The organism is Streptomyces sp. CRN 30 (assembly GCF_034105845.1).
Genome location: NZ_JAVRHI010000046.1, coordinates 63,196 through 76,538 on the forward strand (window position 1 = coordinate 63,196; position 13,343 = coordinate 76,538).

Below are 13,343 nucleotides of genomic sequence, written 5' to 3' on the forward strand. Positions count from 1 at the left end.
TCCTGGTCGGTGCTGCTCGGACAGTCGGTGCTACTCGGGTGTTTCGTCCAGCGCGTGGCCCACGAGGGACAGCAGGGTCTCGACGACCGAGATCCGGTTCCGCGCGTCCATGATCATTACGGGTATGTGCCGGGGGACCGTCAACGCCTCCCGCACGTCCTCCGCGTCGAACCGCTCGCTGCCGTCGAAGTGGTTGACGGCCACGACGTAGGGCATCCCGCAGCTCTCGAAGTAGTCCAGCGCGGGCCAGCAGTCCTTCAGCCGGCGGGTGTCGGCCAGGACGACAGCGCCTATCGCGCCGCGCACCAGGTCGTCCCACATGAACCAGAACCGCTGCTGGCCCGGGGTGCCGAACAGGTAGAGCACCAGGTCGTCGTCGAGCGTGATGCGGCCGTAGTCCATGGCCACGGTGGTGGTCAGCTTGTCCGGCGTGGCGGTGAGGTCGTCGGTGCCCTCGCTCGCCCGGGTCATCAGCGCCTCGGTCTCCAGGGGCTCGATCTCCGAGACGGCCTTGACCAGGGTGGTCTTGCCGACGCCGAAGCCGCCCGCCACGACGATCTTCGTCGCCACCGGGGCGCGGTCCCGGTCGGTCTGCCAGGGCCTGAGGGGCTCGTCTGCCTCGACGAGCGGGGAACCGCCGAAGGTGGCGGGGTCAGAGACGGCGGAGTCCACTCAGCACCCTTTCCAGCAGCGCGCGCTCCGGACGGCCCGTGCCGTGACCGGTACCGGTGCCATATACACGGATCTTTCCCTGGTCCGCGAGGTCGCTGAGGAGCACCCGGACCACACCGAGCGGCATCCTCAGCAGCGCGGAGACCTCGGCCACCGTCCGCATCCGGCGGCAGAGTTCGACGATGGCCCGCATCTCCGGCATCACCCGGGAGGTGAGCCCGCCTCCCCCACTGCCGAGAACGTGGGAGGTGCCCCCGTCCAGCTCCCTGCGCTGCTCGGCAACCTCCAGCGCCGCGGTGCCCGCGGTGGCCCCGACGAACGTCTCGACGAGCAGGACGTGGCTGAAGCGGGTACGGCCGCCGGTGAGCGAGTACGGGCGGACGCGGGCGGGTCTGCTTCCGCCGCGTACGGGCAGCCGGGATTTCCCGCTCTTCGGTGACCGGCTCATCGCGGGCTCCCCGCCGACTCGGACTCCAGGGACGCGCGCAGTTCGCTGCGCAGCTCCGGGGTCAGCACGTGGCCGGCGCGGCCCACGAACAGCGCCATGTGGTACGCCACGACGCTCAGGTCCACGTCGGCGGAGCCGTGCACGCCGAGCAGCGAGCCGTCGCTGATCGACATCACGAAGAGGCTGCCCTCCTCCATGGCGACCATGGTGTGCTTCACGGCGCCGGAGTCCATCAGCTTGGCGGCGCCGATGGTCAGGCTGCCGATGCCGGAGACGATGGTGGCGAGGTCGGCGGCGGAGCCGCGCGGGCCTCGGGTGCGCTGTCCCGGGACCCGGCGGGCGGCGTCGTTGCTCCCGGGATCGGAGGAGAGCAGCAGCAGTCCGTCGGAGGAGACCACCGCGACGGAGAGGATGCCGGGCACCTCCTCGACGAGGTTGGTGAGCAGCCAGTGCAGGTTGCGGGCTTCACTGCTCAGTCCGTAGGTACTGGGCGCGGTCAACTGCTTGCCTCCTCGACGGTGCCCCCCGTGGTTTCTGCGGTGCTCCCCGGCGCGGCGTCCGGCGCCTGCCGGGTGTGCTCCTCGGTGAACTCCGCCTCGACGTCGCGCCGGCCGGCCTGGGCGCCCTGGTGGAAGCCGCCGAGGCGGCGGCGGAGCGCGTCGGCGTCGACGGCACCCGTGCGGGGGCGGGGCGCCGCCGCGGGCTCGGCGGTCCTGGGGGTCCGCTTGGGCAGGCCCTTGTCGGTGACCGGGTCCCCGGCTTCGCCGGGCTCGTCGGGGACGCGGTCGTGGGCCGGTTCGGCCTCGGGTTCCGGTCCGGGTGCGGCGGTGTCGGGTTCCGTCCCGGACGCGGGCTCGGCGGTGGGGGGAGTGGCTGCCGGGCCGGGTTCGGGCGACGGGGCGGGGACGAGCAGCTCCATGGTGATCTCGGAGACGGCTTCGGAGGGAGGGGTGGGGGTAGTCTCCGGGTCGTCCGGCGCGGTGGCGGCCGGCTCTTCGGTGGCCGGCTCTTCGGTGGCGGCGGGAGCAGGCTCCTCGGTGCCGGAGGTGGCCGGCTCCTCGGTGGCCGGCTTCTCAGTGCCGGAGGTGGCCGGCTCCTCGGTGCCGGTGGGGTTCCGGTCATCAGGCCCGCCGGCCGGGGCCGCTCCGGCCGGCTCTGACCGCCGTACGGCCTCCTCCGCCAGGGTGACCACCGGGTCGCCCGGAGTGACCACCGGGTCGCCCGGAGTGGCCGCCGGGTCGCCCAAGGTGGCCACCGGGTCGCCGTTCTCCGCGCGGCCCGGCAGGACGTTGGAGTTGGCCTCCGCGTCGGCCCCCGGCAGGGTGACGGTGCCCGAGCCGTCGGTCAGGGGGGCGGCCGGGGCGACGGCCACCGGCGGGGCCTCGGCCAGCAGCGGCGTGGGCAGGACCACGACGGCGGCGATCCCGCCCTGCTTCTGCGCGCGCAGCCGCACCCGGGCGCCGTGCCGGTGGGCGAGGCGGGCCACGACGTACAGGCCGAGCCCGAGTCCGTCCGCGTCCTCGCCCTCCTCCCGCTGCTCGTAGGGGGCCTCGGGGTCGAACTCCTTGAGGCGGGCGTTGAGCCGCTCCAGCCGCTCCTTCTCCATGCCGATGCCCTCGTCCTGGACGGAGAGCATGACCTCGCCGTTCTCCAGCAGCCAGCCGGAGACCTCGACGGGGAGCTCCGGCGGCGAGAACGCGGTGGCGTTCTCCAGGAGTTCGGCGAGGAGGTGGGACAGGTCGTCGGCGGCGAACCCGGCCACGTGCGCGTGCGGCGGCAGCGCGGCGATGCGGACCCGCTCGTACCGCTCGATCTCGCTGACGGCGGCGCGCACCACGTCGACCAGCGGTACCGGTCCGGCGCTGTGCTGGACGTGCTCGGTGCCGGCCAGCACCAGCAGGTTCTCGCTGTGCCGGCGCATGACGGTGGCGAAGTGGTCGAGCTTGAAGAGGGTGGCCAGGCGGTCGGGGTCCTGCTCCCGCTCCTCCATCGACTCGATGACGCCGAGCTGGCGTTCGACCAGGCCGAGGGTGCGCAGCGCGAGGCTGACGAAGGTGGAGCCGATGGACTGGCGGACCTGTTCGAGGCGGGCGGCGGACTCGGCGAGTTCGGCGCGGAGTTCCTCGCGGGCGTCGGCCATCTTCTGCCGCTGGCCGACGAGGTGCTTGCGGTCGGCTTCGAGGGTGGTGACCCGCTCGGCGAGCGTCACGGCGTGCGCATGCAGGGTGTTGACGGAGCGGACGGCCTTGGCGAACTCGTCGTTGCGGCCGGTGAAGGTGACCGGTTCCTCGGCGGCCGGGTTCTCGGCGTCGGCGAGCCGGGCGGTGCCGCGGCGCAGCGCCGACAGGGGCCGGGTGAGGCTGCGGGCCATGGCGGTGGCGATGCCGACGGCGACCAGCATCAGCGCGCCGAGGACGGCGACACGCAGCTCCAGCGCGGTGACGTCGTCGTCGCGGAGTCGGGCGAGGTCCTTGGTGCGCCGGTCGTAGAGGGCGGACTCGGCGCCGCGCATGGCGTCGACGCGGGCGGAGAGCGCGGCGGTGAGCTTGGTGACGCTGGTGCCGAGGTCGTCGTCGGAGAGTTCGGGCCGGTCGGTGAGGGCGGCCAGGTACTTCTCGGCGGTGTCGGCCTCGGGGCCGGTGACGGTGGCGTCGTAGCGCTCCTTGGTCGCCTCCGGTGCGCTGGAGCGGAAGTCGGCGAGGGCGGCGTCGGAGCGCACCCGGGCCTCCTGCGCGGCGGCGGCGAGCGCGTCGCGCTGCTCGGTGTCGGCCTCCGAGCTGGTGCTGGTCTCGGCCGGCAGGCCGGTGACGGGGTCGTAGGTGGTCTGGGTGGAGCGCGGCACGCTGAGGGCGGCGACCAGCAGGCCGCGGGCGGCGGCGGCCTGCTGCACGGCGGAGTCCAGCTCGGCGAGGGCGTACGCGCCGGCGCCCGCGCGGGGCGGCATCTCCTCGGCCAGTTCCTCGGCGAGGGCGTGGAGTTCGGTGATGACGGCGGAGTACGCGTCGTGCGCTTCGAGGGCGCTGCTCCTGCCGGTGAGGGCCGCGCGGCGCAGGGCGGTGACGGCGTCGAGGTCCTCACGCAGGGCGGCGGGCGTGTCGGGGTCGGCGCGCACCTCCTCGACCTGCCGGTCGACCCGGGCGCCGCGCTGCTCGGAGGGGGCCTTGGACTTCGGGCGTCCGGCGGCGATGTAGGGGGTGACCTCGTCGCGTTCGTCGGCGAGGGAGTGGGCGAGGGTGAGCGCGTCCTGGGTCCGCTCGGCGAGCGTCACCAGGTCCTGGGAGTCCTTGAGCTGCTCGGAGGCGGTGAGCAGCGAGGGCGCTCCGGCGCCGGCGATCGCGGCGGCCACCACCAGGACGGCGACGATCAGCCGGTTGCGTACGTGGGTGGGGCGGCCCTTGCCGACAGGGACGGCCGGAGCGGGGGTTCCCGAGGCTCCTGAGGCTCCGGGGGTCACGGCGGTCCCGGGGGCTACGGCGGTCCCGGGGGTTCCGGCGGTCCCGGGGGTTGCGGGGCTTCGCTCGGCTCCCTCGGCGGGGGCCGTCTGCTTGCCTGTGCGACGAGGCCGCGTCTTCTGCACCGGTGCTCGCATTCCTGACTCGTGTACCCGTGGACCCGGGTGGCGCTGTCGTCAACTGGCCGACCGGTCCGTGCGTCCGATCCCGAGCCGTGGTCCGTGCTCGGAGCGGACGGGGCCCCCGTCGGCTCCCGACCCTCCCAGTGCCCATGGGCACCGGGTGCGCAACCCCTGGCCCGCCACCCGAAGGAGTGAACCCCGGAGGTTAGTTGAGGAGCAAGTTGCTCCTGAACACCGGACGGACGGGTGGGGCGGGCCGGTTGGACGTCGGCGGCGGGGCGGTGGCAGGATGTGCCGCCACGCTCCGGGCGACCCCGGTATTCCGCCCCAAATCAGGCGCCTGACCTGCGGGGCAGTACCGAACTCGGCGCTCTCGCCGTCCGCTTGCGGAGGAGGTGGAGAGCTGGTGCAGACTGATCCGATGCGCACGGACCTGGTCTCGGAACCCAGTACCTCCCAGCATCCCAACGAGGACTTCGCGAGCGTCGCGCTACCGGCCTCGGGACAGGGCGGTGCGGTCGTCCTGCTGGACGGGGTGACGCCGCCCCGGGACGCGACGGGGTGCCGACACTCGGTGCCGTGGTTCACCGCGCGCCTCGGCGGCGCGCTGACCGAACTGACCGTTTCACTCCCGGATGTTCCCCTCGCCGACGCGCTCTCCCGCGCCATCGCGTCTACCGCCGAGGCGCACGCCTCAACCTGTGACCTTTCTCACCCGCGCACCCCGCAGGCGACCGTGGTGCTGGTCCGCTGGTCACCGGCGTCGGTGGAGTACCTGGTCCTGTCCGACTCGGCGCTGCTCGTCGAGGCGCCGGACGGCACGGTCACGGCGCTCCTCGACGACCGGCTGGCCCGGCTCCCCCGCGCCTCGCTCGCCACGGACGCGGCGGTCGACAGGGACCTCCGCAACAAGGAGGGCGGTTTCTTCACCGCGGCGGCCGACCCGTCGGTGGCGTCGCGCGCGGTGACGGGGACGCTGCCGCGCGGCGACGTACGGGCGCTGGCGGCGCTGACGGACGGGGCCACGCGGTGGGTGGAGAAGTTCCGCGAGGGCGACTGGGCGGACTGTCTGCGGGTGGTCCGCAAGGAGGGCGCGCAGGCGCTGGTGGACCGGGTGCGGCAGCTGGAACGCGCGGACGACCGGAGCGGCGGGCGGGTGTTCCTGGGCCGGAGCAAGACCCACGACGACGCGACGGTGGCCTACGTCGAGCTGTGAGCGCGGGCACCGCTTCCGCGGGCGCGGGTCACTTCTCCATGCCGCGGTTCAGCTCGTGCAGCAGCCGGGCCAGTTCGGAGACCTCGCGGGGGTTCCAGTCGGCGAGGCGTCCGGCGTAGCGGGCGCGGCGGGCCTCGCGGACCCGGCGGACGCGGTCGTGTCCCTCCTGGGTGAGGGTGACGAGCCAGGCGCGGCCGTCGCCGGGGTCGGGTTCGCGGGCGACCAGGCCCAGCTCCTCCAGGGCGCGCAGCTGCCGGGACATCGTCGCCTTGCCGACGCCGATGAAGGCGGCAAGTTCGGTGGCCCGCTGTCCGCCCAGCTCGCCCAGCCGGACGAGGAGTCCGTACGCGGAGGACTCCAGGTCGGGGTGGACCTCGCGGGCCATCTCGGCCTGGTTGGCCCGCGCCCGGCGCAGCAGCACCGTCAGCTCGCGTTCGAGCGCGAGGAACTCGGGGTGGTTCGTGTGGTCCGTGCCGTTGCCCGGCCCGCCCGTTCCGACCCGGCGTCCGTCGCCGTTCCCGCTCTGGTGCACGTCAGTTTCCCGCCTCGGTCTTCCGGTCCTGAAAGTTTCCGCCGCACGCCGCCGTCGCCGCAGCTCGGCAAGTATTTCGCAGGCTTAGACCAACGGCGGCTACCGGACCCCCTTCCCAGCGGTGGGTCTACGTGCGTAGCGTCGTTCCCGCACCCGCAATGGCATGCTCACGCCGACTCTGCCATCTCCGCACTGTCTCCGCGGTGCCTCCGCGGTGCCTCCGCGGCGTCCGCGGTACGGGTCGGCCCGTCCCCCACCGAGCACCACGAGCCCACGAAAGGCCCGTCATGCCCGTGCACAGACCCGGACCCGCCCGCGGCCGGCGCCTCGCCGCCCTCGGGAGCCTGCTCGCCGCCTTCTCGCTCCTCCTCACCCTGCCCTCGGCCGCCGCCGACACCCCCGTGCGCGGCACGGCGTACATGGGCATGGGCGTCCCGGCGCACGACGGGGAGCACGGCACCCCCGTCCCCGGTGACGCCACCCAGACCGAGGGGGTCGACGTCTCCAGCCACCAGGGCAACGTCGCCTGGTCGACCCTGTGGAGCAGCGGCGTCAAGTGGGCCTACGTGAAAGCCACCGAAGGGACGTACTACACCAATCCCTACTTCACCCAGCAGTACAACGGCTCGTACAACGTCGGCATGGTCCGGGGTTCGTACCACTTCGCCACCCCGGACACCACCAGCGGCGCCACCCAGGCCAACTACTTCGTCGACCACGGCGGCGGCTGGTCCAAGGACGGCAAGACGCTGCCCGGCGCGCTGGACATCGAGTGGAACCCGTACGGGGCGTCCTGCTACGGCAAGACGCAGAGCCAGATGGTCAGCTGGATCCGCGACTTCCTGACCACCTACAAGGCCCGCACCGGCCGGGACGCCGTCATCTACACGGCGACCAGCTGGTGGACGGAGTGCACCGGCAACTACAGCGGCTTCGCCACCGCCAACCCGCTGTGGGTCGCCCGGTACGCCTCGGCGGTCGGCACGCTGCCGGCCGGCTGGAGCTACTACACGATGTGGCAGTACACCTCGTCCGGCCCGACCGTCGGTGACCACAACAAGTTCAACGGAGCGCTCGACCGCGTGGTCGCGCTCGCCAACGGCTGACCGCCGCGCGGGGCCCCGGTGCCGTGGCACCGGGGCCCCGCGCCGTGCCGTCACGCCGCGACCGGGACCTCGCTGGTCGCGGGCGCCAGCGCCAGCTCCAGCACCTGGCGGACGTCGGTGACGGCGTGGACGTCGAGCTTGTCCAGCACCTCCGCCGGGACGTCGTCCAGGTCGGGCTCGTTCCGCTTGGGGATGATCACCGTGGTGATCCCCGCGCGGTGCGCGGCGAGCAGCTTCTGCTTCACGCCGCCGATCGGCAGCACCCGCCCGGTCAGCGACACCTCACCGGTCATCGCCACGTCCGTGCGGACCAGCCGCCCGGAGAGCAGCGAGGCCAGGGCGGTCGTCATGGTGACGCCCGCGCTGGGGCCGTCCTTGGGGACCGCGCCGGCCGGGAAGTGGATGTGCGCTCCCCGGTCCTTCAGGTCGCCCACCGGCAGCTCCAGTTCGGCGCCGTGGCTGCGCAGGAAGCTCAGCGCGATCTGCGCCGACTCCTTCATCACGTCGCCGAGCTGGCCGGTCAGGGTCAGGCCCGCCGCGCCCGTCTCGGGGTCGGCGAGCGACGCCTCGACGTAGAGGACGTCGCCGCCCGCCCCGGTGACCGCCAGACCGGTGGCCACACCCGGCACCGAGGTGCGGCGCTCCGCCGGGTCCTGGGCGGACTCCGGTACGTGGTGCGGCCGTCCGATCAGGTCGCGCAGGTGCTCGGCGGTGACGGTGAACGGCAGTTCCCGCGTCCCCAGTTCGTGCCGGGCGGCGACCTTGCGCAGCAGCCGGGCGATCGACCGCTCCAGGGTGCGCACGCCCGCCTCGCGGGTGTACTCCCCGGCCAGCCTGCGCAGCGCGCCCTCGTCGACGCTCACCTCGCCGGCCTCCAGGCCGGCCCGCTCCAGCTGGCGCGGGAGCAGGTGGTCCCGGGCGATGACGACCTTCTCGTCCTCGGTGTAGCCGTCCAGGCGGACCAGCTCCATGCGGTCGAGCAGTGCCTCCGGGATGGCTTCGAGCACGTTGGCGGTGGCCAGGAAGACCACGTCGCTGAGGTCGAGTTCGACCTCCAGGTAGTGGTCGCGGAAGGTGTGGTTCTGCGCCGGGTCGAGGACTTCGAGGAGGGCCGCCGCGGGGTCGCCGCGGAAGTCCGAGCCCACCTTGTCGATCTCGTCGAGCAGGACCACCGGGTTCATCGACCCGGCCTCCTTGATCGCGCGGACGATCCGGCCGGGCAGCGCGCCGACGTAGGTACGGCGGTGGCCGCGGATCTCCGCCTCGTCGCGGACGCCGCCGAGCGCGACGCGGACGAACTCGCGGCCCATCGCGTGCGCCACGGACTCGCCGAGGCTGGTCTTGCCGACACCGGGCGGGCCGACGAGGGCGAGCACCGCGCCGCCGCGACGGCCGCCGACGACCCCGAGCCCCCGGTCGCTGCGCCGCTTGCGCACCGCCAGGTACTCGATGATCCGCTCCTTCACGTCGTCGAGACCGGCGTGCTCGGCGTCCAGGACCGCCTGCGCGCCCTGGATGTCGTAGGCGTCCTCGGTCCGCTCGTTCCAGGGCAGTTCGAGGACGGTGTCGAGCCAGGTGCGGATCCAGGAGCCCTCGGGGGACTGGTCACTGGACCGCTCCAGCTTCTCGACCTCCTTCAGCGCGGCCTCGCGGACCTTCTCTGGCAGGTCGGCGGCGTCTACGCGGGCGCGGTAGTCGTCGGACTCCTCACCTTCCTTCTCCCCGTTCAGCTCGCGCAGTTCCTTGCGGACCGCTTCGAGCTGGCGGCGGAGCAGGAACTCGCGCTGCTGCTTGTCGACGCCCTCCTGGACGTCCTTGGCGATGGTCTCGGCGACGTCCTGCTCGGCGAGGTGGTCGCGGAGCTGCTTGGTGGCGAGCCTCAGCCGGGCGACCGGGTCGGCGGTCTCAAGGAGTTCGACCTTCTGGTCGGTCGTGAGGAACGGCGAGTAGCCGGAGTTGTCGGCGAGCGCGGAGATGTCCTCGATGGCCTGGACGCGGTCCACGACCTGCCAGGCGCCGCGCTTGCGCAGCCAGTCGGTGGCGAGGGCCTTGTACTCCTTGACCAGTTCGGTCACCTGGCCGGGAAGCGGCTCGGGGACGGACTCGTCGATACGGGTGCCCTCCACCCAGAGAGCGGCGCCCGGTCCGGTGGTGCCCGCGCCGATCCGCACGCGGCTCCGGCCCCGGATCAGCGCGCCCGGGTCGCCGTCGGCGAGGCGGCCGACCTGCTCGACCGTGCCGAGCACACCGGTGGCCGCGTAGGTGCCGTCGATCCGCGGCACCAGCAGCACCCTGGGCTTGCCGGACCCGGAACGGGCGGCGGCCTGGGCGGCCTCCACCGCGGCCCGCACCTCGGAGTCGCTCAGATCGAGCGGGACCACCATTCCCGGCAGCACGACCTCGTCGTCGAGCGGCAGCACGGGCAGGGCGAGCGACGTGAACGGTGTGGACTCAGCAGCCATGATCTCCCCTTCGGCAGTCAAGTTGAGTTGATTGCACTCAAGTACTCGACTCAATGCTTGACCGCCGCCGGTTGTTCCCCACCTTCTGTTCGCTCTCGGCGATCAGGGACCGGGGCCCCCGGGGAGGGGGGTGTCAGGATGACGGAATGACCGTCCACGAAATTCCCGAGGTCCTGGACCGTCGCGCGGGCCCCTACGGCGAGGTCGTCCTGCGCCGCCACGGCGAGCTGCTCCAGATCATCGCCAACGGCTGCTTCCTGATGGACACCTCCGACGGCCGCTCCGAGCGACTGCTGATCGACGCGGCACTGGCCGCGCTCCCCGCCGGCCGCCGGGAGCCGCGGGTGCTCGTCGGCGGCCTCGGCGTCGGCTTCTCCCTGGCGCACGCGGCCCGGCAGGCCGACTGGGGCGGGATCACGGTGGTCGAGCGCGAGCCGGCCGTCATCGGCTGGCACCGGGACGGCCCGCTGTCCGCCCTCACCCGCGAGGCGCTCGCCGACCCCCGCACCGAGATCGTCGAAGCGGACCTGGTCGGTTACGTCAATGAGACTTCCGCCACATACGACGCACTCTGCCTCGACATCGACAACGGCCCCGGCTGGACCGTCACCGAGGGCAACGGGGGGCTCTACGGACCGTCCGGACTGGCGGCCTGCGCACGGGTGTTGAACCCCGGCGGAGTGCTCGCCGTGTGGTCCGCGCAGCCCTCCCCGGATTTCGAAGAAACCTTGCGTAATGCCGGTTTCCAGCAGGTGCGTACCGAAGAGATCCCGGTTGCCCGGGGCGTTCCGGACGTCGTGCATATCTGCGTCAGGCCTGGATAGCAAAGGCCCGGTGACTCCCCGTACGCTGCTGCTCTGACGCGGATCATTCAAGCGTCGACCGCAGCCATGGGATCACCCCACGGATTCCGTTAAAGCACACCTCAGGGGCGGGCGATGGAGCAGACACAGACCTCCCACAACGGCACGGCGACGGCTACCCAGGGCGCACAGCGCCGGGTGCTGGTGGTCGAGGACGACCAGACGATCGTGGACGCCATCGCGACCCGCCTGCGTGCCGAGGGATTCCTGGTGCAGACGGCCGGCGACGGTCCGGCCGCCGTCGACACGGCGGAGGCCTGGCAGCCCGACCTGCTGATCCTCGACATCATGCTGCCCGGCTTCGACGGCCTGGAGGTCTGCCGCCGGGTGCAGGCCCAGCGGCCGGTGCCGGTGCTGATGCTCACCGCCCGCGACGACGAGACGGACATGCTGGTCGGGCTCGGCGTCGGCGCCGACGACTACATGACCAAGCCGTTCTCGATGCGCGAGCTGGCGGCGCGGGTGCACGTCCTGCTCCGCCGGGTGGAGCGCGCGGTCGTCGCCGCCTCCACACCGCGCAGCGGCATCCTCCGCCTGGGCGAGCTGGAGATCGACCACGCGCAGCGCCGGGTACGGGTGCGCAGCGAGGACGTCCACCTGACGCCCACCGAGTTCGACCTGCTGGTGTGCCTCGCGAACACACCCCGCGCGGTGCTCTCCCGGGAGCAGCTCCTGGCCGAGGTGTGGGACTGGGCGGACGCCTCCGGCACCCGCACGGTCGACAGCCACATCAAGGCGCTGCGCCGGAAGATCGGCGCCGAGCGCATCCGCACCGTGCACGGTGTGGGCTACGCGCTGGAGACCCCGACGCCATGAGCCGAGGGCGGGAAGCCGCACGGAGGAGCCCCGGCCCCCGGACCACCGGGGAACCCTGGGGCGGCGTACGCCCGTTCTCGATCAAGACCAAGCTCGGCGCGCTGGTCGTCACCTCGGTGCTGATCACCACCGGGCTGTCGGTGATCGCGGTGCACACCAAGACGGAGATGCGCTTCATCACGGTGTTCTCCATGATCGCCACGCTGCTGATCACCCAGTTCGTGGCGCACTCGCTCACCGCGCCGCTGGACGAGATGAACGCCGTCGCCCGGTCCATCTCGCACGGCGACTACACCCGCCGGGTCCGTGAGAACCGCCGCGACGAGCTGGGCGACCTCGCCCAGACGATCAACCACATGGCCGACGACCTGGAGACCCAGGACCGGCAGCGCAAGGAGCTGGTGGCGAACGTCTCGCACGAGCTGCGCACCCCCATCGCGGGCCTGCGCGCCGTGCTGGAGAACATCGTCGACGGCGTCACGGAGGCCGATCCCGAGACCATGCGCACGGCGCTCGGGCAGACCGAGCGGCTCGGCCGGCTGGTGGAGACGCTGCTCGACCTCTCCCGTCTCGACAACGGTGTCGTGCCGCTGCGCGCCCACCGGTTCGAGGTGTGGCCGTACCTGTCGGGGGTGCTGAAGGAGGCCAACATGGTCGCCTCGGCGCGCGCGGGCATCGCCTCCGGCTCCGGCAGCCACACGCGCAGCGACGTCCACCTGCGGCTCGACGTGGAGCCGCTGGGGCTGACCGTCCTCGCCGACCCCGAGCGCATCCACCAGGTGGTCGCCAACCTCATCGACAACGCGGTCAAGCACAGCCCGCCGCACGGCCGGGTCACGGTGAAGGCCCGGTGCGGCGACCGGCCGGACTCCCTGGAGCTGGAGGTCCTCGACGAGGGCCCCGGCATCCCGCGCTCGGAGTGGCACCGCGTCTTCGAGCGGTTCAACCGGGGCGCGGTGAGCCGGCCGCACGGCCCCGGCAGCGACGGCGGCACGGGGCTCGGACTGGCGATCGCGCGCTGGGCGGTGGACCTGCACGGCGGGCGGATCGGGGTGGCCGAATCCGAGCGGGGATGCCGGATTCTTGTCACTCTTCCGGGCCTGCCATCAACGCCAAGTTGACGTAAAGTTCCCTGCGGAGCCACATGATCCACGGGCGTCCGCGCTGGCGGACACGTGTGATCAGGCGGAGGCCCGCGCCCCAGGGGCGTCCGGGCCCGGTACCCCCTTCCCTGATGACGCGGAACCACGCTTGTTTCCCGCCATTTCCAGCGCCGAAACACGCTCCGCGATGTGACTTACGCGACGAAGGACCTGCCCGGCCTGACCATCCCGCTCTTGGAGGCGTAGCCTTTATTCCCGCTGTCCATCACCTTGTGAAGCGGAAGAGGGCGGTTGCCGCCGTGTCGCCACAGTCCCCCAGTAACTCGAGCATCTCCACCGACACCGACCAAGCGGGGAAGAACCCCGCGGCCGCGTTCGGTGCCAATGAGTGGCTCGTCGACGAGATCTATCAGCAGTACCTCCAGGACCCGAATTCGGTCGACCGAGCCTGGTGGGACTTCTTCGCCGACTACAAGCCGGGGGCGCCCGCCGCCCAGGCCGCGCCGGCCCCCACGGCCGCGGGGGCCGCGGAGACCACCGCGGCCCGGCCC

At 72.6% G+C, this 13,343-nt stretch carries 12 protein-coding genes; 6 read left to right on the forward strand and 6 right to left on the reverse strand.

The window, feature by feature from the left end; translation table 11 throughout:
- Positions 1 to 30: 30 nt before the first annotated feature.
- From UW392_RS04855 to UW392_RS04870, 4 genes are read right to left on the reverse strand one after another with little or no spacing between them, the layout of a single operon-like run.
- Entirely contained in the window at positions 31 to 672 is a 642-nt protein-coding gene (locus tag UW392_RS04855) for an ATP/GTP-binding protein (RefSeq protein WP_320773603.1), read from the reverse strand.
- Complete coding sequence (locus tag UW392_RS04860) at positions 653 to 1,120, reverse strand: DUF742 domain-containing protein (RefSeq protein ID WP_320773604.1); 468 nt, start codon at positions 1,118 to 1,120, stop codon at positions 653 to 655. Before UW392_RS04860 ends, UW392_RS04855 begins: the two co-directional genes overlap by 20 nt.
- Positions 1,117 to 1,620 carry a roadblock/LC7 domain-containing protein gene (locus UW392_RS04865; protein WP_320773605.1) on the reverse strand — a complete coding sequence of 168 codons (504 nt, stop codon included), beginning with the start codon at positions 1,618 to 1,620 and terminating at the stop codon, positions 1,117 to 1,119. The genes UW392_RS04860 and UW392_RS04865 overlap by 4 nt, the downstream gene beginning before the upstream one ends.
- On the reverse strand, positions 1,617 to 4,709 hold the full coding sequence (locus UW392_RS04870) for a nitrate- and nitrite sensing domain-containing protein (RefSeq protein WP_320773606.1): 3,093 nt from the start codon (positions 4,707 to 4,709) through the stop codon (positions 1,617 to 1,619). The genes UW392_RS04865 and UW392_RS04870 overlap by 4 nt, the downstream gene beginning before the upstream one ends.
- A 406-nt stretch (positions 4,710 to 5,115) precedes the next feature.
- On the opposite strand from UW392_RS04870, the gene UW392_RS04875 reads away from it, so the two are divergent.
- On the forward strand, positions 5,116 to 5,910 hold the full coding sequence (locus UW392_RS04875; RefSeq protein ID WP_320773614.1) for a protein phosphatase 2C domain-containing protein: 795 nt from the start codon (positions 5,116 to 5,118) through the stop codon (positions 5,908 to 5,910).
- A gap of 28 nt (positions 5,911 to 5,938) precedes the next feature.
- Here UW392_RS04875 and UW392_RS04880 read toward each other — a convergent pair whose 3' ends face one another.
- Entirely contained in the window at positions 5,939 to 6,442 is a 504-nt protein-coding gene (locus tag UW392_RS04880; RefSeq protein ID WP_320773607.1) for a MarR family winged helix-turn-helix transcriptional regulator, read from the reverse strand.
- 287 nt (positions 6,443 to 6,729) lie between these two features.
- Here UW392_RS04880 and UW392_RS04885 point away from each other — a divergent pair, with 287 nt between their 5' ends.
- Positions 6,730 to 7,548, forward strand: coding sequence for a lysozyme (locus tag UW392_RS04885; protein WP_320773608.1), 819 nt, complete (start codon positions 6,730 to 6,732; stop codon positions 7,546 to 7,548).
- A 50-nt stretch (positions 7,549 to 7,598) separates the two neighbouring features.
- On the opposite strand, the gene lon is transcribed toward UW392_RS04885, so the two are convergent.
- A complete protein-coding gene (gene lon, locus UW392_RS04890; RefSeq protein ID WP_320773609.1) occupies positions 7,599 to 10,010 on the reverse strand; it encodes an endopeptidase La in 2,412 nt (803 codons plus the stop codon).
- A gap of 146 nt (positions 10,011 to 10,156) precedes the next feature.
- Here lon and UW392_RS04895 point away from each other — a divergent pair, with 146 nt between their 5' ends.
- The 4 genes from UW392_RS04895 to UW392_RS04910 form a co-directional block, all read left to right on the forward strand.
- A complete protein-coding gene (locus tag UW392_RS04895; protein ID WP_320773610.1) occupies positions 10,157 to 10,834 on the forward strand; it encodes a spermidine synthase in 678 nt (225 codons plus the stop codon).
- Between the two features lie 114 nt (positions 10,835 to 10,948).
- Complete coding sequence (locus UW392_RS04900; protein ID WP_043380000.1) at positions 10,949 to 11,689, forward strand: response regulator transcription factor; 741 nt, start codon at positions 10,949 to 10,951, stop codon at positions 11,687 to 11,689.
- Complete coding sequence (locus UW392_RS04905) at positions 11,686 to 12,810, forward strand: sensor histidine kinase (protein ID WP_320773611.1); 1,125 nt, start codon at positions 11,686 to 11,688, stop codon at positions 12,808 to 12,810. The genes UW392_RS04900 and UW392_RS04905 overlap by 4 nt, the downstream gene beginning before the upstream one ends.
- Positions 12,811 to 13,091: 281 nt before the next feature.
- Positions 13,092 to 13,343: 2-oxoglutarate dehydrogenase E1 subunit family protein (locus tag UW392_RS04910; protein ID WP_320773612.1), on the forward strand; the 252-nt coding region annotated here is incomplete at its 3' end.

What these genes read in the sequence shown, in the direction of transcription:
- UW392_RS04860 (WP_320773604.1), bottom strand. Translation starts at nt 1,120, where the DNA reads ATGAGCCGGTCACCGAAGAGCGGGAAATCCCGGCTGCCCGTACGCGGC.
- UW392_RS04870 (WP_320773606.1), bottom strand. Translation starts at nt 4,709, where the DNA reads ATGCGAGCACCGGTGCAGAAGACGCGGCCTCGTCGCACAGGCAAGCAG.
- UW392_RS04875 (WP_320773614.1), top strand. Translation starts at nt 5,116, where the DNA reads ATGCGCACGGACCTGGTCTCGGAACCCAGTACCTCCCAGCATCCCAAC.
- UW392_RS04885 (WP_320773608.1), top strand. Translation starts at nt 6,730, where the DNA reads ATGCCCGTGCACAGACCCGGACCCGCCCGCGGCCGGCGCCTCGCCGCC.
- lon (WP_320773609.1), bottom strand. Translation starts at nt 10,010, where the DNA reads ATGGCTGCTGAGTCCACACCGTTCACGTCGCTCGCCCTGCCCGTGCTG.
- UW392_RS04895 (WP_320773610.1), top strand. Translation starts at nt 10,157, where the DNA reads ATGACCGTCCACGAAATTCCCGAGGTCCTGGACCGTCGCGCGGGCCCC.
- UW392_RS04900 (WP_043380000.1), top strand. Translation starts at nt 10,949, where the DNA reads ATGGAGCAGACACAGACCTCCCACAACGGCACGGCGACGGCTACCCAG.
- UW392_RS04905 (WP_320773611.1), top strand. Translation starts at nt 11,686, where the DNA reads ATGAGCCGAGGGCGGGAAGCCGCACGGAGGAGCCCCGGCCCCCGGACC.